Source organism: Tateyamaria sp., from assembly GCF_039940735.1.
Lineage (GTDB): Bacteria > Pseudomonadota > Alphaproteobacteria > Rhodobacterales > Rhodobacteraceae > Tateyamaria.
Map to the genome: position 1 here is coordinate 1 of NZ_JBDVGB010000032.1, position 20,238 is coordinate 20,238.

Sequence of the window (20,238 nt, forward strand, 5' to 3'; positions counted from 1 at the left end):
AAATATGTTGGCAAGAACAGACAAGTTTCGCGGAACTGCGCGTGCCAAGAACGCCGAAAACACCGGATTCAATATTCACCTCGCCGATCCAGTTGCAATTGCCTCTCATCACGAAAAATTCATCGCTCCGCACCGCGCTCCGTCCCAGCTCATCAAAGTCAAACATTGACCCAAAGCACCATACGGGCATGATTGGACTAGATAAAACAGGAGCTTTTCCGCATGGATCGTCGTCATTTTCTAAGCCTCAGCGCCGCCGCCGCCCTTACGCCCGCCGTTGTTCAGGCCAACACACCCACCGCCTTTGACCCGACACCACAGGTCGTCACCATTAAAAAAGACTTCGCGCCGGGCCAAATCCTTGTCCTGCCGCGCAGCTACTATCTGTATTGGGTAAACGAAGAAGGCAGCGCCATCCGTTACGGTGTGGGAGTGGGCCGCGCTGGGTTGGAATTTACCGGAACAGCCAGCATCGACGTCAAAAAAGAATGGCCCACCTGGCGCCCCACGAACGATATGATCGAACGCAGCCCGCAGCTTTATAGCCGCTTCAAAGGCAACTTTGACATCATGCCCGGCGGCCCAGACAATCCGCTTGGCGCGCGTGCGCTTTATCTGTTCCAGAACGGGGTCGACACATTCTTCCGCATCCATGGCACAACGCAGCCCGAAACTATTGGCTCGTCTGTGTCCAACGGGTGCATCCGCATGCTGAACGAACACGTGACCGACCTGTACGAGCGCGTTCCTGTCGGCACTATCGTTACAGTACTGTAACTACGCAGCAATTTTTGCGTTGAGTTTACAGGGCGCGCGGCCACTGCGCGCCCTATTTTTACGACATTTCCTGAATCCACATACCTATGTTAAAGTCCCTTTCATTGAACGAATTTCTATTGGAGACATCCCATGGCCGACGACGAAATCAAGAAAATTACCGAAAAGCTGAAAGGCAAAAAAGCTAAAACCAAAGCCCTTAAAACGACCCCCGAAGGCACCAAATCCATTAAACTGCCTAAAAATGTTGCCCAAGGTCTAAGTGACGCATTGGGCGCCGACCTAAGCAAGGTTCGCGTTCATACGGGCGGCAATGCAGCTGATGCTTGCAAGGAAATGGGGGTCAAGGCATTTGCCATGGGCAACGAACTTTATTTAGCCAAGCCGGCCGATGCCAAAAACGTCAAGTTGCTTGCCCACGAGCTGACCCATGTCATTCAACAAGGCGGAGGCAAGAAAATGCCAAAACGCCAAGAGGGCAAGGCGAGTGTCTCTAAATAAGGCGACTGCGTCCAAGACTGAGTATTAACCAAACGGGGCCACTTCGCACCCAAAAGGGGCCAACCCAACGGTCGGCCCCTTTAAATTGATCGCAGCCACGTCTTATTTCAACGCTGCATCCGTAATCGCGTGCGTCCACGCGCCTTCAGGCGCTTTCGAGATCACCGGATCAGACCCGCCCGACAACAGCGATGCCACTGTGCGGTCGTAATCTGCAGCATCCAAAGCGCCGTTGCTGCCCGCTGTTAGTTTGGCAACTTCGCCCATCATACGTCGCTGATGTTCTTCGGTCTGTGCACCAGAGGCATCGTTTTCAAGAACGATATCAGCGGCTTCATCTGGGTGCGCCTCGGCGTATTTCCAGCCTTTCATCGACGCGCGCACAAAGCGCACCATCTTGTCGGAAAACTCTGCATCGGCAAGGTTTTCCTCAAGCACATACAACCCATCTTCGAGCGTTGCGACGCCTTGATCCTCGTATTTAAAGACCTGCAGTTCTTCAGGCGTTAGACCCGCATCGATGATCTGCCAATATTCGTTATAGGTCATGGTCGACACACAGGCCGCTTGCCCTTGCAGAATGGGATCAACGTTAAAGCCCTGCTTCAGCACCGTAACGCCACCGTCGGATCCGTCTGTTGGGATCTCAAGCTTGTTCATCCAAGACAGGAATGGGAATTCATTACCAAAGAACCAAACACCCAGCGTTTTGCCCGGGAAATCATCCGTGCTGGAAACACCCGCGTCTTTACGGCAGGTCAGCATCATGCCCGATGATTTGAACGGTTGGGCGATGTTAACCATCGGCAAGCCTTTTTCACGTGCCGCAAGGGCCGCAGGCATCCACTCAACTGTGACGTCTGCACCGCCACCCGCAAGCACCTGCGTTGGCGCAATATCGGGGCCACCGGGCTTGATGGTGACATCAAGATCTTCTTCTTCATAGAACCCTTTATCAAGGGCCACGTAATAGCCCGCAAACTGGGCCTGCGTGACCCACTTCAGTTGCAGGGTAACATCATCTGCGGCTTGGGCTGCCATCGCTGACAGGCCAAAAGCTGCGCTGAGGGCAAAACTGGTCATAATCTTCATATGGTACTCTCCTTGTTGATAATTAGTTAATGTCAGGCCTCATTGGCGGGCCCGTTGTGATGGATGCCAGAACGTCACGACGCGTTCGATCAAAGCAACCGTTCCATAAGCGGCCGACCCAACAAGGGCAGCGACCACAATTTCCGCCCAGACAAGGTCCAGCGCAAGCTGCCCTACCGAGGTCGAGATACGAAAGCCCATACCCTGGATGGGTGAGCCAAAAAATTCAGCAACAATCGCCCCGATCAAAGCCAGAGTGGTGGCAATTTTCAAACCATTAAAAATAAAGGGCATCGCCATGGGCAAACGCAGTTTGATCAATGCGGTCATCGGACTGGCCGCGTAGGTCTGCATCAAATCGCGTTGCATCTGCGAACTGGCCTGCAATCCCTGCACCGTGTTCACAAGCATCGGAAAAAACACCATGACAACAACAACCGCCGCCTTGGATTGCCAATCAAAGCCAAACCACATGACCAAAATAGGCGCCATGCCGATCACCGGAAGCGCCGCGACAAAATTTCCAACGGGTAACAAACCACGTCGCAAAAACGAAACGCGGTCCATGACCACAGCCGTCAAGAACGCGGCACCACAGCCGATCACGTAACCACTCAACGCGCCCTTGATGACCGTCTGGACAAAATCCACCCACAAAATGTCAGTCGACCCGACAAACCGCACCGCAATGGCCGAAGGCGTTGGCAACAACACCGCCGAGATGTCAAACCCACGCACGACGCCTTCCCAGATGGCAATGATGGTCAGCCCAAACACAACCGGCATGGCAAGACGTAAAAACTGCGTCGTTGGCCGGCGCGACAACCAAACGTTCAACGCCCAACCCATGCCCCAAGCCGTCAATGCAAAGATGACCCAACCCATCATGCCATCCCCATCCGACGCAACATGACGCGCTGAATAAGGCCCACAATAGCGACCAACACGGCGGCCAAAGCCGCGGCCATAATCAACGCCGACCAAATTTGGATCGTCTGACCATAATAACTGCCAGCCAACAAACGCGCGCCCAGACCGGCCACCGCCCCTGTCGGCAATTCACCAACAATGGCACCAACAAGACTGGCCGCGATACCAACCTTAAGCGAAGCAAACAAAAACGGCATCGAAGACGGCAACCGCAAGCGCCAGAACATCTGACTTGGGCTCGCGTTCCAAGTGCGCATTTGGTCCAACTGCATCACCTCAGGACTGCGCAAACCCTTTACCATGCCGACAACAACAGGAAAGAATGACAAATACATCGAAATCATTGCTTTAGGCAGCAATCCCGAAACACCCACAGCATTCAGCACGACAATAATCATCGGCGCTAATGCCAGAATAGGGATCGTTTGACTGGTAATGATCCAAGGCATGACCGAACGGTCCATGACCCTGTTGTAAACAATGCCAACAGCCAAAAGCACGCCAAGCCCCGTGCCCAAGGCAAAACCCAACAGCGTCGCACTTAAAGTAATCCAAGAATGATAGATCAAAGACCGCTTCGAAGTTATCTTCTTCTGAACCGTCGTCTCCCAAATCTCGACCGCAACCTGATGCGGAGCAGGCAATTTGGGTTTGTCCTGCGCCCATGTGTCCGCCACCAACTCAGACGCACTCAACGTCACATCCGCACGCTTCGCTTTGTCATAGGCCCAAGCCGCATTCAGCCAGATCGCGGCCCCATACCAAAGCGCAAAGATAATCCCAACCACAGTCAAAACGGGCACAAAATTACGCATCTCTCGCGCCCCCTTGTGCTTCATTGTTCCACAAATATGCAAATGCCGCCCCATGCTGCACACAAAGTTCTTTGCATATTTTAAGAACAATGAAAGGAAAACGCGTTTTGATAGAACTACGGTAAAGGCAGGCATGCCAATGGCCGTGAACGATGAAGGGGGTGGCCGCGCCCTTAAACCAGATGCGGTTCGGTGGCGGGGTATGGGCTGAATCTATGCCCCCCGCCGGTGACAAACCCTTAATCATCACCATGCCCCGCGCGCAACCCGTCCCGCACACGATGTGCCACTTCCAAAAACTCTGGACTTTCACGAATGTCCAAAGGGCGCTCTTTCGGCAAGGGGCTGTCGATCACATCAGTGATCCGCCCAGGTCGCGGAGACATCACGACAATTTTGGTGCTCAAATAGACGGCCTCCGGAATGGAGTGAGTGACAAAGGCGATCGTCTTTTGCGTATTCGCCCAAAGCTGCAAAAGTTGTTCGTTCAGATGATCCCGCACGATTTCATCCAGCGCGCCAAACGGTTCATCCATCAACAAAATGTCCGCATCAAAAGCCAATGCCCGCGCGATCGAAGCGCGCTGCTGCATGCCACCAGACAATTGCCAAGGGAACTTTTTCTGGAAGCCTGCCAATTCGACCAATTCCAAAACACGCGCCACGCGCTCGGCTTGGTCAGCCTTGGAGTACCCCATGATTTCAAGCGGCAACGAAATATTGCCACCAATCGTGCGCCACGGATACAAACCCGCTGCCTGAAACACATATCCATAGGCCCGCGCCATTCGTGCCTGTTCCGGGGTCACACCATTGACTGTAATAGTTCCACCTGTCGGTTGCTCCAAATCTGCCATGCAGCGCAGAAATGTGGTTTTGCCACAGCCCGATGGACCGATGAACGATACGAAGTCGCCCTTCTCAATGTCCAGCGATACACCTTTTAACGCGTGGACAGGGCCGTCGTTGGTTTCGAATGTCAGGTCGAGATTCTGGGCCGAAATTATTGCCGTCATAGCTTTGCACCCCCAAATCTACGCGGAATTCGCAGCGCTTGGCGGTGATCTTTTTGAGAAATAAAAGGCCAAACCGCATAGTGCCCCGCATTCTCAAACCGTTCATAGTTATTGGGAACATCGGCTCGGCCAAGAAACCTGTGCACCCACCCTAAAAAATTGACGGGCCTAGCTGCCGGGTCGTTTCCGGGGTGTTGTATTTGAGGCCAAAGATATTTGCAGTCCGAGTCCAAAAACAAAAGCCACCTGATCCACCCGCGTTTTGCATCAGGGTGCAGACAGTTTGGACCAGTCCGAAAGTGACATTTCGTACCGTGTTTATACACCCATGCTGGATCCCAGACGGCGCCAATAGAGGGATCCCTTGTGATCGGCATTCCGTCCTCAAACGCATCATTTGTTATCTGCCCGGCTGCAAACCTCCGAAGAAGTAGTCCCGCCTGATCACGCGCGATGCGGTCCACAACTTTGCAATCATGTTTAGGGAGTGGTGACAACAACGCAGCCCTCATCAAATCCCCGCCGGAATATTCAACGGATCACGCTTGATCATCTTCGGTGCGGTCAGCGCCTTCCATTTGCTAAGCGCTTGAGACGCCGACGAAAACGCAGGGCGCGGCACGAACTTGCCCCGGCCGGGGGCGGGTTGCGAATTCTGTCCCCATGCCCAGATCACCTCGCCTCGTGACAAGGTGAACCGTGACTGCGCCTGCACCTCAAACCCCTCGAATACGTTGTAATCCAACACTGAATGATGATTGGCAGGCGAAATCGTCTTAGTGATTTTAGGATCCCAGACCACAATATCCGCATCCGCGCCCTCAACAATCGCACCTTTCTTGGGATAGATGTTCAAAATCTTAGCCACATTGGTCGACGTCGCCGCGACAAATTCATTTGGCGTCAAACGTCCTGTCTCAACCCCTTCGGTCCACAGCACGGCAAGGCGTTCCTCAAGCCCGTTCGACCCATTGGGAATGATGCGAAAATCATCACGCCCAGCGCGCTTTTGATCGGTGTTGAACGCCGCATGGTCCGTTGCAACCACTTGCAACGATCCCGACTGCAACCCGGCCCAAAGGCTGTTTTGGTGATCCTTGGACCGGAACGGAGGCGACATAACTCGCTGCGCCGCATAATCCCAATCGGTGTTGAAATAAACGCTCTCGTCCAACGTCAAAAACTGGATCAAAGGTTCGCCATAAACCCGCATCCCCTTTTGGCGCGCGCGTCGGATGGCTTCGTGCGCTTGCTCACAAGACACATGCACAATGTACAAAGGAACACCCGCCGCATCGGCGATCGTGATGGCACGGTTGGCCGCCTCGCCCTCAAACTCAGGTGGACGGGAATAAGCATGACCCTCAGGCCCCGTAATCCCCTGATCAAAGTACTTCTGCTGCATCTCAGCGACCAGATCACCATTCTCGGCATGCACCATAGGCAGCGCGCCCAACTCAGCACAACGCTTGAAAGAGGCGAACATCTCGTCGTCCTCGATCATCAGCGCACCTTTGTAGGCCATGAAATGTTTAAAGGAATTGACGCCCATATCAACGGCATCCTTCATTTCGTTGAACACGTCCTCATTCCAGCCAGTAATTGCCATGTGGTAACCAACATCGGAACATATCTGGGGAGCGGATTTACGGTGCCATTCGTTGATCGCATTCTTGATGGAGCCATCGGCACCGGGCAGACAAAAATCGACGATCATCGTGGTGCCACCACAGGCTGCGGCCCATGTGCCGGACTCAAACGTCTCGGCAGCGGTTGTCCCCATGAAAGGCATCTCAAGGTGCGTGTGTGGATCAATCCCGCCAGGGATAACATAGGCACCCTCAGCATCGATATATTCGTCACCTTGCAAGTCGGTACCGATCTGTTTGATGGTCTCGCCTTCGATCAAAACGTCGGCTTTCCACGTGCGGTCAGCAGTGCACACCATGCCGCCTTTAATAACTTTGGTCATCGCGTCCGTCCTCTTCGATCCATCTTCATCTTGCCAATTAAACTCCGGGGTCCGGGGCAGAGCCCAGAAATGCGCAAGGTCAGATTACCCCACAATCTCCGCCGTCTCGACCACCGCATGAAACAACACGTCCGTGCCAGCCGCCGCCCAATCTTTTGAAATCTCTTCCGCCTCGTTGTGGCTTAACCCATCCACACAAGGGCACATCACCATCGCCGTGGGTGCGACGCGATTGATCCAACACGCATCGTGGCCCGCGCCGGAAATCAAATCCATGTGCGAATATCCCAGCCGCTCCGCCGCCGTGCGCACGGCTCCAACACAACCCGCATCAAAGGCCACGGGATCAAACCCTCCAACCTTTTCAAACTCAATCGACAACCCCATCTCATCCGCGATCTTTTGACCCTCGACACGCAGGCGCGCCTCCATATCCTCGATCACGCTTAACTCGGGCGAACGGAAATCGACGGTGAACACCACCTGCCCCGGGATCACATTGCGCGAATTCGGGTAGACATCGATATGCCCCGCCGCTCCCACCGCATGGGGCGCGTGCGACCACGCGATTTGATCGACGGTTTCCAAAATACGCGCCATGCCCAGACCCCCATTCTTGCGCATCGGCATTGGGGTGGACCCCGTATGGCTGTCCTTTCCCGTCACTGTCACTTGCGTCCACGACAGTCCCTGACCGTGGGTGACAACGCCAATATCCTTGCCCTCGGCCTCTAAAATCGGCCCCTGTTCAATATGCAATTCAAAGAACGCGTGCATCTTGCGCGCGCCAACCTCTTCGTCACCGCGCCATCCGATACGCTTCAATTCATCGCCAAAACTCTTGCCCTCGGCATCGACACGATCATAAGCCCAATCCTGCGTATGAATGCCCGCAAACACGCCCGAAGACAGCATAGCAGGCGCATAACGCGTGCCTTCCTCGTTGGTGAAATTTGTCACCACAATGGGGTGTTTTGTCTTGACCTCAAGGTCATTCAGCGTACGCAAAATTTCCAAACCGCCAAGCACACCTAAAACGCCGTCGTACTTGCCGCCCGTGGGCTGGGTATCAAGGTGTGACCCCACATAAACCGGCAACGCATCAGGATCCGTGCCTTCGCGACGCGCAAACATGTTGCCCATCTGATCCAAGCCCATCGAACAGCCAGCAGCCTCGCACCAAGATTGAAACAGGGCGCGGCCTTCGCCGTCCTCATCGGTCAAGGTTTGACGATTATTACCACCGGCCACACCGGGGCCGATCTTGGCCATCTCCATCAGGCTGTCCCACAGCCGGTCGCCGTTGATCCGAAGGTTTTCACCTAGATTTGCCATGTCGATCCCCCTGCTGCCGATAGTGGTGGCTTTTTGACCAATTGGTAAAGCTACGATTGCTAAGGCGCGCAAATGTGTCAAGAACTGCTTTGAACAGAATTGCTTACAATGCGCGCATCTGCCTAGACTTGTGGCAAACAAGACCAAAGGATTGCACATGCAAGACGACGCACCCAAGAAACCCAGCCGCATCCAGCAACGTAACCGACACCTGATTCTAGATGCCGCGCTCGACGTCTTCTCGGCCCACGGGTATCGTGGTGCGACACTGGATCAGATCGCAGTGGCCGCTGGCCTGTCCAAACCCAACATCCTTTATTATTTCACCGGTAAGGAAGACATTCACGTCACCCTGCTTAGCCAGTTGATGGAAACATGGCTGGATCCGCTGGTCGAACTGGACGCAACGGGCGATCCCATGACCGAATTGTTGGATTATGTGCGGCGCAAACTGGATATGGCCCGCGACCTACCTCGCGAAAGCCGCCTGTTTGCCGGTGAAATCCTGCAAGGCGCACCGCGCATGCACCCGCATCTGTTGGCCGACCTCAAACCGCTGTTCGATGAAAAATGCGCCGTGATCCAAGGCTGGATCGATGCGGGCAAACTGGCCCAAGTGGACCCCCGCCACTTGATCTTTTCGATCTGGTCCACGACGCAACACTACGCGGACTTTGATGCACAAGTGCAGGTGCTTTCAGACGAAGATCCGATAGATGGCGCTAGGCGTCATCTGGAAATGTTGTTTCGGAGGGTGTTGAGCGTGTAGAGGCAAGAGGAGGCTATCGCTGCTTCGAGCCCAAAGTGTGTCAAACAGCTTCATCTCTTTGCGGTGCTATTGGGCAGCAGACTAGCGCATCCAACAACCGTTTTTATCAAAGTAGAATGTCTCACCCTGGCCTTTGTTAGCTGTAAGCAAAAATGGGAGTGGAGGGTCAATGAGCACCCTTAGCGATGTCTCGAACCCATCAACTCGATCACTGGGAAAAATCCTTATCGGATCTACTTCATACTCCCAAGTTTTTATGATCGCAGCTTGGATAAGAGCTTCTTTTCTCAGGCAATTCGCACCTGCTGCATCACTGAGAAATTGGGTGTATTTCCAAACTGCGTTTTTCGAATGTTCAGCTTCTTTCGCGAGCCTCATAGAAACTGCTGCTAGACCCAGGACCACGACGAATGAGACGAACAAGAGCGTTGTTTTCATCTGAAATTGTTAGCTTGGGTGGAATGCTGGTGCAACCCTGTCGCCCACATGGTCCAATTCAACCCAACGGCAACTAAGTCCGCACAGCGACCATTAACTCACCCCTGCGCAACACTCACTCTGCCGCCGTCGCACTTGGGTTGTTGGGGTGCGTTGTCCAGTTGGCATAGTCCGGTTCCACCGTCTTGTCCGTGCGCGGGTCGACCGTACCGGGGGCCATCGCCTCCATCGTGATGCAGGCCTCGACCGGGCAGACATTGACACACAGGTTGCACGCGACACATTCGTCATCGATCACTTCAAACACCCGCTCGGGCGACATGGAAATCGCCTGATGCGAGGTATCCTCGCAGGCCGCAAAACAACGCCCGCACGAGATACACAAGTCTTGGTCAATCTTGGCTTTGGCGATGTAGTTAAGATTCAAATACTGCCAATCCGTCACGTTTGGCACGGCCGCGCCACAGAAATCATCAATACTGGTGTGACCCTTTTCGTCCATCCATTCCGACAGACCGCTGATCATTTCCTGAACGATTTTAAAGCCATAGGTCATTGCCGCTGTGCACACCTGCACATTACCACAGCCCAACGTGATAAACTCTGCCGCATCACGCCAGGTGGTGATGCCACCAATACCTGAAATCGGGATACCAGCCGTATCCGCGCCGCGTGCAATTTCAGACACCATGGACATGGCGATCGGCTTGACCGCTGGGCCACAATACCCGCCGTGCGACCCCTTGCCGTCAATCGAAGGTTCAGGCGACATCGTGTCCAAATCGACCGAGGTGATCGAATTGATCGTGTTGATCAGGCTCACCGCATCCGCCCCACCAGCCTTAGCGGCGGCAGCGGGTTTGCGGATGTCTGTGATATTAGGCGTCAGCTTCACGATAACGGGTTTCGAGTAATACTGTTTGCACCAGCGCGTCACCATTTCAATGTATTCAGGTACTTGGCCGACAGCTGCGCCCATTCCACGCTCGGACATTCCGTGTGGGCAGCCAAAGTTCAGTTCAATGCCATCCGCGCCGGTATCTTCGACCAAGGGCAGAATCGCCTTCCACGCTTCTTCCTCACAAGGCACCATGATCGACACGATGATGGCGCGATCCGGGTAATCGGCTTTTACGCGCTTGATTTCTTCAAGGTTCGTATACAGATCGCGGTCGGTGATCAGCTCAATGTTGTTCAATCCCAACAGCCGACGATCCGCCCCGTAGATAGCGCCATAGCGCGGGCCATTCACGTTCACGACAGGCGGCCCTTCGGACCCCAAGGTTTTCCAAACCACGCCACCCCAACCAGCCTCAAAGGCACGGCGAACGTTGTATTCCTTGTCCGTGGGCGGGGCCGAGGCCAGCCAGAACGGGTTCGGGGATTTGATCCCTACAAAATCGCTTTCAAGATTTGCCATATGCTTGCTCCCGTAAGGCGGGGTTTACCCCGCCACCCCTGTCAAAACTGTATGAATGTCCATGGCGGCATCACGCCCTTCCGCAACCGCCGTCACGGTCAGATCGTCGCCACCGGTGGCGCAATCGCCGCCCGCCCAAACACCGTCAATCGAACTGCGTCCCGCATTCGTCACCGCAATCTTGCCGCGCTCCAACGCGGGCAAGGCTTCACCGTCAAGCGTTTGCCCAATCGCACGCAACACCTGATCCGCAGGCACACGTACCGTCTGGCCTGTGCCGCTCATGTCAGCATTCACATACTCAAATTCGATTTCACGCACCGCGCCGTTGCCGATGATCTCTTTTGGCACCACGTGCGTCATGATCCGCACACCTTTAGACGCGGCCAAGTCCTGTTCGAATACGCTCGCGTTCATCCGGTCACGTCCACGGCGATAGGCCAAGGTAACGTTCAGCGCGCCCAACAGCTTGGCCTGAACAGCGGCATCGACAGCAGTCATGCCACCACCAATAACCACCACTTCGCGCCCAACAGGCAACGCCGATATATCCGCTGCCTGCCGTAAATCAGAAATGAAATCAACGGCATCCAAGACACCATCTTTATCGCCGCCTTCAACCGCTAGCCCATTGACACCACCCAATCCCATTCCAAGGAACACGGCATCAAAATCAGCCTTCAACCCATCCAAAGTCACATCGTGGCCCATCACCTTGCCGTGCTCAACCGTGATACCGCCAATGCCCAACAACCACTCGACCTCGGCCTGCGCAAACCCTGCCGGCGTCTTATAGGTCGCGATCCCGTATTCGTTTAACCCTCCGGGCTTTGAACGCGCATCATACACAACAACATCATGACCAAGCATTGCCAAACGATGTGCACAGGCAAGGCCCGCAGGCCCCGCGCCAACAACAGCCACAGTCTTGCCAGTGGCGTCAGCACGTTCAAAAGGGTGCACATCTTGGATTTGCAAATGATCCGTAGCAAAGCGCTGCAATTGACCGATCAGCACCGGCTTACCCTCGGCAACCTCACGCACACAGACCTGTTCGCACAACGTCTCGGTCGGGCAAACACGTGCACACATGCCCCCCATAATGTTCTGCGACAGGATCGTTTTGGCCGCCGCATCCGGTGTGCCAGTCGCGATCTGCCGAATAAACAACGGAATATCGATATCCGTTGGGCACGCCGTAATGCACGGCGCGTCATGGCAAAAATAGCAACGATCCGCCGCGACAAGCGCCTCATGCGTATCCAAAGCCGGGTGCAGATCGGAAAAGTTTTCCGCATAGGCCGGGTCAGCTAGGCGCTCCGCCGCAACCCCAGGCGTGAAAGGAGAGTTCGTCATATCCGCTCCATCGCAACAATGATTTCAGGGCAAACGCTCTCACAGAGGAATATTTTTATCAACTGGTAAAAATATTTTCGACGCACAGAAGTTTGTCTTTGCCTAAGGAAGCAGCAATTTTCCCGGTTGATCTGGGAAATCTCGAAATACTTGAAAAACTGAAAAATCGCTCAAATATTAGGACGCTGCATCATCTATCGACCCACTGCACCTATCGGCTCAGCCACTCGATCACATGACGACGCCATGCTGCCGCAAATCGCGGGCAGATCAAAAAAAGGAGCATCCACCATGGCAAATGGTACCGTCGAATGGTTCAACACGACCAAAGGCTACGACTTTATCGCACCCGAAGACGGCGGCAAAGACATCTTTGTCCACATCTCAGCAGTCGAACGTTCGGGCTTGACCGGGCTGGCCGACAATCAAAAAGTCACATTCGAATTGGAAGCTGAAGCTGGCCGTGACGGCCGCGAAAGCGCTGTGAACCTCGCGCTGGCCTGACCAACCAACCCATTGGGCCATTATACAGCGGGCACAAAGTTTAAGCGCCCGTCATGCAGGTGGGCAGCTTTAATCGGCAAACAATTGTGGGACTTGTTCAAATAGGCGCACCAACCGATGTTCCGGCGCACTGCCGCCTGCCCGCAGCCCAAACATGCGCGACCAAAGATAACGCCCATTCCTGCCATACATCGCCCGCAAAGGACCGAACTGGTTCCGGACACTTTCCGTCCGTCGTTTAACATCCACAAAACCGCCACCATTGCCCCACGGCAACGGCAGGGATCAACCCACACACCCAAGATCCACAACTATCATCTTTGGGTCTAAAAATACCTCGGGGAGTCCGCAAGGACGGGGCAGAGCCCCTAAAAAATGTCGTCGCGCAGCGCCCTTCGCATCATTCTACCCGCGCGATTAAGTCCACAACATGCGGCCCCAACGCCCCGACAATCTTCGCGACCCCATCCGCATTCGGGTGAATGCCGTCGGGTTGCAAAAACGGGCTCAATGTCGCGGGATCTAGGTTTGGACCACCAAGCCCCTCGAAAAAGCTGACCGCATATTCAGTGCCATAAGCCGCCGCTAGGTCCGGATAAATGGCGTCAAATACGTCTTTGTATTCCGGCCCAAAGTTACCCGGCGCTTGCATACCCACCAACAAAACATCCACGTCCGCTGCAGCCGCCGCTTTTAGAATGCCATCAAGATTAGCGCGGCTGACAGCAGGTTCGATACCCCGCAGCAGATCGTTGCCCCCAAGCGCCACAATCACCGCATCCACATCAGGCGTCAGTGTCCAATCGATCCGCGACAAGCCGCCTGCCGTGGTATCCCCCGACACACCTGCGTTGATAAGCTTGACCTCTTTCCCTTGCGCCTGAAGCCACGCATCGAGCTGCGGCACAAAACCGTCCGGCGCAGAAAGCCCATAGCCTTGCGTTAAGCTGTCCCCCAATGCCGCAATCGTGATGTCTTGGGCGGCAACAAATCCCGGCCAAAAAACCATAACAATCGTGCCTAATACCTTGCTCATGCCAATAAGACCTCCATATGGATCAGTAACAGACAATAAAGGTGCCGTTTGATGTCAGATCCAGTCCTCTCTCTCAATAATGCGGCACTCAGCCTTGATGGCAATGCCGGGCGGGTCGATATTTTGCATGGGCTGACACTCGACATCACCCGAGGGGAGACCGTGGGCTTGGTCGGCCCCTCTGGTTCGGGCAAGTCTTCGCTGCTGATGATCATGGGCGGGCTCGAACGCGCAACCGGTGGTACGATCCATGCCTTGGGTCAAGATTTGACCGCCATGAACGAAGACGCACTCGCCCGCTTTCGCCGCGGTCACATGGGCGTCGTGTTCCAGTCTTTCCACCTGATCCCCACAATGACCGCGCTGGAAAATGTGGCCACACCGCTGGAATTGGCAGGTGCCAAAGATGCATTTGAACGGGCACAGGCTGAACTGGATGCCGTTGGCCTGTCACATCGCTCTGGCCATTACCCAAGCCAGATGTCGGGTGGCGAACAGCAACGTGTCGCGTTGGCGCGGGCCTCTGTCACGCGGCCCGAAATTCTGCTGGCAGACGAACCCACTGGCAATCTTGATGGCATCAACGGCACTGCGATCATGGATTTGTTGTTTTCTTTGCGCGATCGCCACGGCGCGACGTTGGTGTTGGTCACCCACGCACCCGAACTCGCCAGCCGCTGTGATCGAGTGATCCGATTGGCCGATGGCAAAATCGAAATGCCAGAAAAGGCCGCCGCAGAATGAGCCTTTCCACGTCTATCCGATTTGCTCGGCGCGAATTGCGCGGAGGCCTGCGCGGCTTTCGCATCTTTCTGGCCTGTCTCGCTCTTGGCGTCGCGGCGATCGCCGCAGTTGGCACCGTCCGTTCCGCAATCGAAGCGGGCCTTGTCACCGAAGGCGCAGCCCTATTGGGCGGCGACGCCGAACTTGATTTCACCTACCGCTTTGCCACGCCGGAAGAACGCGCATGGATCGACCAATTTGCCACGTCGGTGTCCGAGATCGCCGATTTTCGGTCTATGGCAGTGGTGGATGCACCTGACGGAACCGAACGCGGCCTGACGCAAATCAAGGCCGTCGACAACATGTATCCGCTGGTCGGGTCGGTGCGACTGACGCCCGACATGCCTTTGGCCCAAGCACTTGGTGATCAAAACGGATTGCCCGGCGGCGTGATGGAACGCGCCTTGATCGACCGACTTGATTTACACGTCGGTGACACTTTTCGCCTTGGCACCCAAGATTTTATCCTCGCGGCTGAACTAACTCGCGAACCTGACAGTTCGGCTGGTGGCTTTGCACTGGGGCCGCGCACGATCGTGCTGCTGTCCAGTCTGGAAAACGCCAACCTGCTGGCCACGGGCACCCGTTACGATTCAAAATACCGCATCACATTGCCAAAAGGCACTGACCTCGACGCACTTGCGGCCCAAGCGGCAATGCAGTTCGAAAATGCCGGTATGCGCTGGCGGGATTCCCGCAACGGAGCGCCGCGTGTGGCGCAATTCGTCGAACGACTTGGCGCGTTTTTGGTCCTTGTAGGCCTATCGGGTTTGGCCGTTGGGGGCGTCGGCGTGTCTGCGGCGGTGCGATCCTATTTGGCAGACAAAACCAGTGTTATCGCGACGCTACGCACGCTTGGTGCTGAACGCAGCACAATTTTTCAGACCTATTTTATCCAAATCGGGCTGTTGTCACTGCTTGGTATTGCGCTTGGCCTTGCCCTTGGCGCGCTGATCCCTTTGGCGCTTGCCCCCGTTATCGAAGCACGCCTGCCAATCCCTGCAAACTTTACCATCTTCCCACGCCCGTTGTTTGAATCCGCAATCTACGGGCTACTCACCGCGTTCATATTTACCCTTTGGCCACTCGCGCGGGCCGAAGACGTGCGCGCCGCCACGTTGTTCCGAGACGCCCTTGGCAGCGCACGCTTGCTGCCGGCGCCACGCTATTTGGTCGCCATAGTGATCGCATTGATCGCATTGATTGGGCTTGCAGGCCTGTTTTCGGGCACGTGGCGGCTGACGCTTTGGACAGCGGGTGGCATCGCCTTTTCGCTGGGACTGTTGGCGCTGGCCGCAACCGCGATCCGGTGGATGTCGCGCTATGCAGCCCCCCGCGCCAAGGGGCGCCCTGCCCTGCGATGGGCGCTTGGCAGCATTTCAGGGACCCGCGAAGGGGCCGCATCTGTTGTGTTGTCCTTAGGCCTTGGCCTGTCGGTTCTTGCATCCGTGGGCCAAATCGATGGGAACCTGCGCAACGCCATTTCAACCAACCTGCCAGACATCGCGCCCAGCTATTTCTTTGTCGACATCCAAAAAGATCAGATGCCCGGCTATTCTGAACGATTGGACAATGATCCCGCCGTCAGCCGCGTCGATAGCGCCCCGATGCTGCGCGGTGTGGTCACACAGATCAACGGCATACCCGCCCGCGAGGTCGCAGGCGATCATTGGGTTGTTCGGGGTGATCGGGGCCTGACCTATTCTGAAAAACCATCTGAAAATACCAAAATCGTTGCCGGTGAATGGTGGCCCGAAGGCTACACCGGCCCGCCCCAGATCAGTTTCGCCGCCGAAGAGGCCGCGGAAATGGGCATTGTCCTTGGCGACACCCTAACGATCAACATCCTCGGTCGCGATATCACTGGCACCATTACATCGTTGCGCGAAGTTGATTTTTCGACCGCAGGCATCGGGTTCATTTTATCGATGAACCCAAGCGCGCTGCAAGGTGCGCCGCACACATTCATCTCGACCGTATATGCAGAGGATGACGCCGAGGCGCAGATCTTGCGCGACCTAGCAGATGCATATCCCAACATAACCGCCATCCGTGTGCGTGACGCCATCGATAGAGTCAGCGACTTGCTGTCTGGTTTGGCCGCTGCCACATCCTACGGAGCGGCAGCCACCTTGCTGACTGGGTTTTTGGTGTTGATCGGCGCCGCCGCTGCGGGCACCCAAGCGCGCACTTACGAAGCCGCTGTTCTCAAGACATTGGGGGCAACGCGTCGGCGTATCCTGCTTAGTTTTGCGTTGCGGGCGGGCCTTTTGGGCCTTGGGGCTGGGCTGGTCGCACTGGCTGCTGGCATCACCGGCGGTTGGGCCGTCAGCGAATTTGTGATGGACACGGACTATACCATCATCTGGCCTTCTGCTTTGGCGATCATCATCGGCGGCGTCACCGCAACGTTGATTGCTGGGCTGGCCTTTGCATGGGGGCCTTTGGCGGCACGCCCTGCTCACGTTTTGCGTGGGCGCGAATAAGTCGCGTTGCGACTCATGCCGCTGCATGCGATTTACACATCAGATTGGATACCTGAAAGGCTCAGTATGACTAACCAGTTGCCGATGGCTGTTACCGCTCCGTTATCGCCCGCCCAAAAGACCCAACTCATCAACTTGATCCGCCGCGCCGCCAAGGCCGAGATCATGCCGCGTTTCCGCACGTTGGATGCAGGCGACATCGACACCAAAAAGGACGAAAACGATCTGGTGACCGCCGCCGACACTGCCGCCGAGGCAATGATCACGCGCGGCTTGCAAATCGCTTTCCCCCACGCTCTGGTGATCGGAGAGGAAGCCGTTTCCAAATCCCCCGACCTTCTCAAAGGCATCGCCGAGGCCGAGTTGTGCTTTATCATCGATCCCGTCGATGGGACGTGGAATTTCGCCAAAGGCATGCCGCTTTTTGGCACGATCATCGCTGTGTGCCGCTTTGGCCAACCAGTCCTTGGCTTGATCTATGACCCTGTGGGCAACGATCTGATCATCACCGACAACACCACACCTGCCGAATGGCGCACCCGCTCGGGCCGTCATCGTCCGATCCAAACCGCTGAGCCAAAGCCGCTTGATCAGATGGCCGGGTACATGCACATCCGCCAAATGTCCGACGACGCGCGCGCGCTGATGTGGTCCAAAGTTGGCGCGCTTGGCTATGTTGGCACGTTGCGCTGTTCGGCCCATGAATATCGCCTGCTGGCGACAGGTGCTGCGGATTTCATCCTATCCAGCAACCTGAACAGTTGGGACCATGCCGCTGGCGTTCTGTTGTGCCAACAGGCGGGCGGCAAATCTGCAATGCTGGACGGGACCGTATACAATGCGGCTATGACGTCGGGGTATTTGCTGTCTGCGTCATCCGAAGCCGTCTGGAACGATGTTGCCACGCATTTCGCCGGTCTGTTGCCCGAGGCATGACACCGTGGTTTTTTGGCTACGGCAGCCTCGTCAACCGTGCCACCCATAGCTATCCCGAGGCGCAAACCGCGACGTTGAACGGATGGCGGCGCGTTTGGGTGCGCACGGCCCTGCGCGATGTGGTGTTTCTGTCGATCCATCAAGCCCCCGGTCACAGCATCAATGGCCTGATCGCCACGGTGCCGGGCGCGGATTGGGCAGCACTTGATCTGCGTGAAAGCGGCTATGCCCGTATCGACACCACGACGCAGGTGACGCACACCGCGCATGCCACCGATATTGCCGCCTACCAAGTGCCAACAGATCACCAACGCACCAGTGGCGATCATCGCATTCTGCTTAGTTATCTTGATGTTGTGGTGCAGGGTTTTCTGCGTGAATTCGGAGAAGCGGGGGCCGAAGCGTTCTTTGCAACAACAGACGGCTGGGACACCCCGGTATATAATGACCGTGCTGCCCCGCTTTACCCACGCGCGCAAAAACTGTCCGCACAAGAACAGATGCTGACCGATCGCTTACTTAAGCAAGTTCAAAAGCAACAATAGACCTCGACATTGCCCACCGCGGTCCAGAAAAATATGGCCTGCTCAACAGCAATGATTGCCCAGCTTCATCTTGCTACATAAACTCTCCCCGAAGGGCAGTTCAGCAACCAGCGCATCGCCTTAAGGTCAGCGCGCCTTTACGACCTGCAACAAGGGCAACAACGCCCCCATGTCGGGCCCGTGCGCTTGACCCGTCAATGCTTTGCGCAACGGCATGAACAAGCCACGCCCCTTGCGCCCTGTTGCCGCCTTAACCGCACCCGTCCAAGCGCCCCACGTGTCCGCGTCAAAAGGCGCTTCGGGCAACATTGTCATTGCTTGGGCGACAAATTCGCGGTCTTCATCTTCGATCACTGGGTCTGCACCATCACGGCACAACGCCCACCACGCATCCAAATCCTTGAGCGTTTCGATATTGTCGCGTGTGACGGTCCAGAACGCGTCGGCTTTATCGCTGGGCACGCCCAGCGCTTCGATCCGGTCTGCTACTGTTTCCAGCGGCAGGGATTGCAAATAACGCCCAGTCAGCGGGTACAAGTCTGCCGCATCGAATTTTGTCGGGGCAGTACCAAAGCGCGACACCTCGAACCCTTCGATCAACGCCGCCATATCGTTGCGGACCTCAATCGGATCGGACGAGCCAAGACGCGCCATCATCGACAACAATGCCATCGGTTCAACACCGCTTTCGCGCAGGTCACGCAAGGCCAATGTGCCAAGGCGTTTGGACAATGCCTCGCCTTGCGGGCCGGTCAACAGCGAGTGGTGGGCAAAGCGTGGGGCCGTGCCGCCCAACGCCTCGATAATCTGAATTTGGGTGGCCGTGTTGGTGACGTGGTCAGACCCGCGCACCACATCCGTAACGCCCATGCCCATATCATCAACCACAGAGGCAATGGTATAAAGCACCTGACCGTCCTGACGGATCAGTACAGGATCCGAAACCGAAGCCGCATCAATGCTGATGTCGCCCAAAATCCCATCGGTCCATTCAATACGCTGTTGGTCCAACTTGAACCGCCACACCCCCGTGCCGCGATCCGCGCGCAACACGTCCTTTTCGGCTTCGCTTAGGGCCAAAGCAGCGCGATCATAGACAGGTGGCTTACCCATGTTCAGCTGTTTTTTGCGTTTCAGGTCCAGTTCAACGGGCGTTTCAAACGCCTCATAAAACCGGCCATTTGCACGCAATTTTTCAGCGGCATCGCTATACAGGTCCAAGCGTTCGGATTGGCGTTCAACTTTGTCCCAGTGCAGGCCCAACCATTCAAGATCTGCCTTGATGGCGTCAACGTAGGATTCTTTTGATCGGCTAGCATCCGTGTCATCGATGCGCAGCACAAACGTGCCACCTGCTTTGCGTGCGATCAAATAGTTCATCAATGCCGTGCGCAAGTTACCGACATGGATGTAACCTGTGGGGGACGGGGCGAAACGGGTGGTTGTCATATGTGCTCTCCGGGCTCTTGCGCCTGCCTTGTCACAGGGGCAACGCCTTGTCCAGTTTTGCACAGAGTTGGCGCGGAC

Annotated in this window: 18 protein-coding genes; 8 read left to right on the forward strand and 10 right to left on the reverse strand. The window is 55.8% G+C overall.

All coding sequences use genetic code 11. The features are described from left to right. Positions 1-222: 222 nt before the first annotated feature. Both ABJF76_RS05725 and ABJF76_RS05730 read left to right on the forward strand, forming a co-directional pair. Positions 223-777 (forward strand): L,D-transpeptidase, encoded by a 555-nt coding sequence (locus tag ABJF76_RS05725; protein WP_413822060.1) that lies wholly within the window; start codon positions 223-225, stop codon positions 775-777. 132 nt (positions 778-909) lie between these two features. After that, positions 910-1,278: a DUF4157 domain-containing protein gene (locus ABJF76_RS05730; RefSeq protein WP_413822059.1), complete on the forward strand. Its 369-nt coding sequence runs from the start codon at positions 910-912 to the stop codon at positions 1,276-1,278. A 102-nt stretch (positions 1,279-1,380) separates the two neighbouring features. Here ABJF76_RS05730 and ABJF76_RS05735 read toward each other — a convergent pair whose 3' ends face one another. From ABJF76_RS05735 to ABJF76_RS05760, 6 genes are all read right to left on the reverse strand, one after another. Beyond that, complete coding sequence (locus ABJF76_RS05735; protein WP_413822058.1) at positions 1,381-2,370, reverse strand: ABC transporter substrate-binding protein; 990 nt, start codon at positions 2,368-2,370, stop codon at positions 1,381-1,383. Positions 2,371-2,409: 39 nt separating this feature from the next. Then, the gene (locus tag ABJF76_RS05740; RefSeq protein ID WP_413822301.1) at positions 2,410-3,255 is read right to left on the reverse strand and encodes an ABC transporter permease; all 846 of its coding nucleotides are present in this window, start codon (positions 3,253-3,255) and stop codon (positions 2,410-2,412) included. Next, on the reverse strand, positions 3,255-4,115 hold the full coding sequence (locus ABJF76_RS05745) for an ABC transporter permease (RefSeq protein ID WP_413822057.1): 861 nt from the start codon (positions 4,113-4,115) through the stop codon (positions 3,255-3,257). The genes ABJF76_RS05740 and ABJF76_RS05745 overlap by 1 nt, the downstream gene beginning before the upstream one ends. A 239-nt stretch (positions 4,116-4,354) precedes the next feature. Continuing rightward, entirely contained in the window at positions 4,355-5,131 is a 777-nt protein-coding gene (locus ABJF76_RS05750) for an ABC transporter ATP-binding protein (RefSeq protein ID WP_413822056.1), read from the reverse strand. Between the two features lie 511 nt (positions 5,132-5,642). Then, complete coding sequence (hydA, locus tag ABJF76_RS05755) at positions 5,643-7,103, reverse strand: dihydropyrimidinase (protein ID WP_413822055.1); 1,461 nt, start codon at positions 7,101-7,103, stop codon at positions 5,643-5,645. Between the two features lie 84 nt (positions 7,104-7,187). Further along, entirely contained in the window at positions 7,188-8,438 is a 1,251-nt protein-coding gene (locus ABJF76_RS05760; RefSeq protein ID WP_413822054.1) for a Zn-dependent hydrolase, read from the reverse strand. Positions 8,439-8,595: 157 nt separating this feature from the next. Here ABJF76_RS05760 and ABJF76_RS05765 point away from each other — a divergent pair, with 157 nt between their 5' ends. Beyond that, positions 8,596-9,207: a TetR family transcriptional regulator C-terminal domain-containing protein gene (locus ABJF76_RS05765; protein ID WP_413822053.1), complete on the forward strand. Its 612-nt coding sequence runs from the start codon at positions 8,596-8,598 to the stop codon at positions 9,205-9,207. 553 nt (positions 9,208-9,760) lie between these two features. Here ABJF76_RS05765 and preA read toward each other — a convergent pair. After that, positions 9,761-11,065, reverse strand: a complete 1,305-nt coding sequence (preA, locus tag ABJF76_RS05770; protein ID WP_413822052.1) for an NAD-dependent dihydropyrimidine dehydrogenase subunit PreA — start codon at positions 11,063-11,065, stop codon at positions 9,761-9,763. 24 nt (positions 11,066-11,089) lie between these two features. Continuing rightward, positions 11,090-12,421: an NAD(P)-dependent oxidoreductase gene (locus tag ABJF76_RS05775; protein ID WP_413822051.1), complete on the reverse strand. Its 1,332-nt coding sequence runs from the start codon at positions 12,419-12,421 to the stop codon at positions 11,090-11,092. 291 nt (positions 12,422-12,712) lie between these two features. Between ABJF76_RS05775 and ABJF76_RS05780 the strand changes: the two genes are divergently transcribed. Further along, positions 12,713-12,925, forward strand: coding sequence for a cold-shock protein (locus ABJF76_RS05780; protein ID WP_413822050.1), 213 nt, complete (start codon positions 12,713-12,715; stop codon positions 12,923-12,925). A gap of 400 nt (positions 12,926-13,325) precedes the next feature. Here the strand turns inward: ABJF76_RS05780 and ABJF76_RS05785 are convergent, their stop codons facing one another. After that, positions 13,326-13,961, reverse strand: a complete 636-nt coding sequence (locus ABJF76_RS05785) for an arylesterase (RefSeq protein WP_413822049.1) — start codon at positions 13,959-13,961, stop codon at positions 13,326-13,328. Between the two features lie 51 nt (positions 13,962-14,012). Here ABJF76_RS05785 and ABJF76_RS05790 point away from each other — a divergent pair, with 51 nt between their 5' ends. The 4 genes from ABJF76_RS05790 (at position 14,013) to ABJF76_RS05805 (ending at position 18,711) form a co-directional block, all read left to right on the forward strand. Continuing rightward, complete coding sequence (locus tag ABJF76_RS05790; protein WP_413822048.1) at positions 14,013-14,705, forward strand: ABC transporter ATP-binding protein; 693 nt, start codon at positions 14,013-14,015, stop codon at positions 14,703-14,705. Continuing rightward, the gene (locus ABJF76_RS05795; RefSeq protein ID WP_413822047.1) at positions 14,702-17,230 is read left to right on the forward strand and encodes an ABC transporter permease; all 2,529 of its coding nucleotides are present in this window, start codon (positions 14,702-14,704) and stop codon (positions 17,228-17,230) included. The genes ABJF76_RS05790 and ABJF76_RS05795 overlap by 4 nt, the downstream gene beginning before the upstream one ends. 66 nt (positions 17,231-17,296) lie before the next feature. Continuing rightward, on the forward strand, positions 17,297-18,166 hold the full coding sequence (locus ABJF76_RS05800) for an inositol monophosphatase family protein (RefSeq protein ID WP_413822046.1): 870 nt from the start codon (positions 17,297-17,299) through the stop codon (positions 18,164-18,166). Next, on the forward strand, positions 18,163-18,711 hold the full coding sequence (locus tag ABJF76_RS05805; protein ID WP_413822045.1) for a gamma-glutamylcyclotransferase family protein: 549 nt from the start codon (positions 18,163-18,165) through the stop codon (positions 18,709-18,711). The genes ABJF76_RS05800 and ABJF76_RS05805 overlap by 4 nt, the downstream gene beginning before the upstream one ends. Positions 18,712-18,837: 126 nt before the next feature. Here the strand turns inward: ABJF76_RS05805 and gltX are convergent, their stop codons facing one another. Then, positions 18,838-20,160, reverse strand: coding sequence for a glutamate--tRNA ligase (gltX, locus tag ABJF76_RS05810; protein WP_413822044.1), 1,323 nt, complete (start codon positions 20,158-20,160; stop codon positions 18,838-18,840). Positions 20,161-20,238: the final 78 nt, after the last annotated feature.

Bases quoted from the DNA above. Each gene is read 5' to 3' on its own strand.
- ABJF76_RS05730 (WP_413822059.1), top strand. From the start codon at position 910: ATGGCCGACGACGAAATCAAGAAAATTACCGAAAAGCTGAAAGGCAAA.
- ABJF76_RS05725 (WP_413822060.1), top strand. From the start codon at position 223: ATGGATCGTCGTCATTTTCTAAGCCTCAGCGCCGCCGCCGCCCTTACG.
- ABJF76_RS05760 (WP_413822054.1), bottom strand. From the start codon at position 8,438: ATGGCAAATCTAGGTGAAAACCTTCGGATCAACGGCGACCGGCTGTGG.
- ABJF76_RS05800 (WP_413822046.1), top strand. From the start codon at position 17,297: ATGACTAACCAGTTGCCGATGGCTGTTACCGCTCCGTTATCGCCCGCC.
- ABJF76_RS05785 (WP_413822049.1), bottom strand. From the start codon at position 13,961: ATGAGCAAGGTATTAGGCACGATTGTTATGGTTTTTTGGCCGGGATTT.
- preA (WP_413822052.1), bottom strand. From the start codon at position 11,065: ATGGCAAATCTTGAAAGCGATTTTGTAGGGATCAAATCCCCGAACCCG.
- ABJF76_RS05735 (WP_413822058.1), bottom strand. From the start codon at position 2,370: ATGAAGATTATGACCAGTTTTGCCCTCAGCGCAGCTTTTGGCCTGTCA.
- ABJF76_RS05795 (WP_413822047.1), top strand. From the start codon at position 14,702: ATGAGCCTTTCCACGTCTATCCGATTTGCTCGGCGCGAATTGCGCGGA.
- ABJF76_RS05775 (WP_413822051.1), bottom strand. From the start codon at position 12,421: ATGACGAACTCTCCTTTCACGCCTGGGGTTGCGGCGGAGCGCCTAGCT.
- ABJF76_RS05790 (WP_413822048.1), top strand. From the start codon at position 14,013: ATGTCAGATCCAGTCCTCTCTCTCAATAATGCGGCACTCAGCCTTGAT.
- hydA (WP_413822055.1), bottom strand. From the start codon at position 7,103: ATGACCAAAGTTATTAAAGGCGGCATGGTGTGCACTGCTGACCGCACG.
- ABJF76_RS05740 (WP_413822301.1), bottom strand. From the start codon at position 3,255: ATGGGTTGGGTCATCTTTGCATTGACGGCTTGGGGCATGGGTTGGGCG.
- ABJF76_RS05765 (WP_413822053.1), top strand. From the start codon at position 8,596: ATGCAAGACGACGCACCCAAGAAACCCAGCCGCATCCAGCAACGTAAC.
- ABJF76_RS05780 (WP_413822050.1), top strand. From the start codon at position 12,713: ATGGCAAATGGTACCGTCGAATGGTTCAACACGACCAAAGGCTACGAC.
- ABJF76_RS05750 (WP_413822056.1), bottom strand. From the start codon at position 5,131: ATGACGGCAATAATTTCGGCCCAGAATCTCGACCTGACATTCGAAACC.
- gltX (WP_413822044.1), bottom strand. From the start codon at position 20,160: ATGACAACCACCCGTTTCGCCCCGTCCCCCACAGGTTACATCCATGTC.
- ABJF76_RS05745 (WP_413822057.1), bottom strand. From the start codon at position 4,115: ATGCGTAATTTTGTGCCCGTTTTGACTGTGGTTGGGATTATCTTTGCG.
- ABJF76_RS05805 (WP_413822045.1), top strand. From the start codon at position 18,163: ATGACACCGTGGTTTTTTGGCTACGGCAGCCTCGTCAACCGTGCCACC.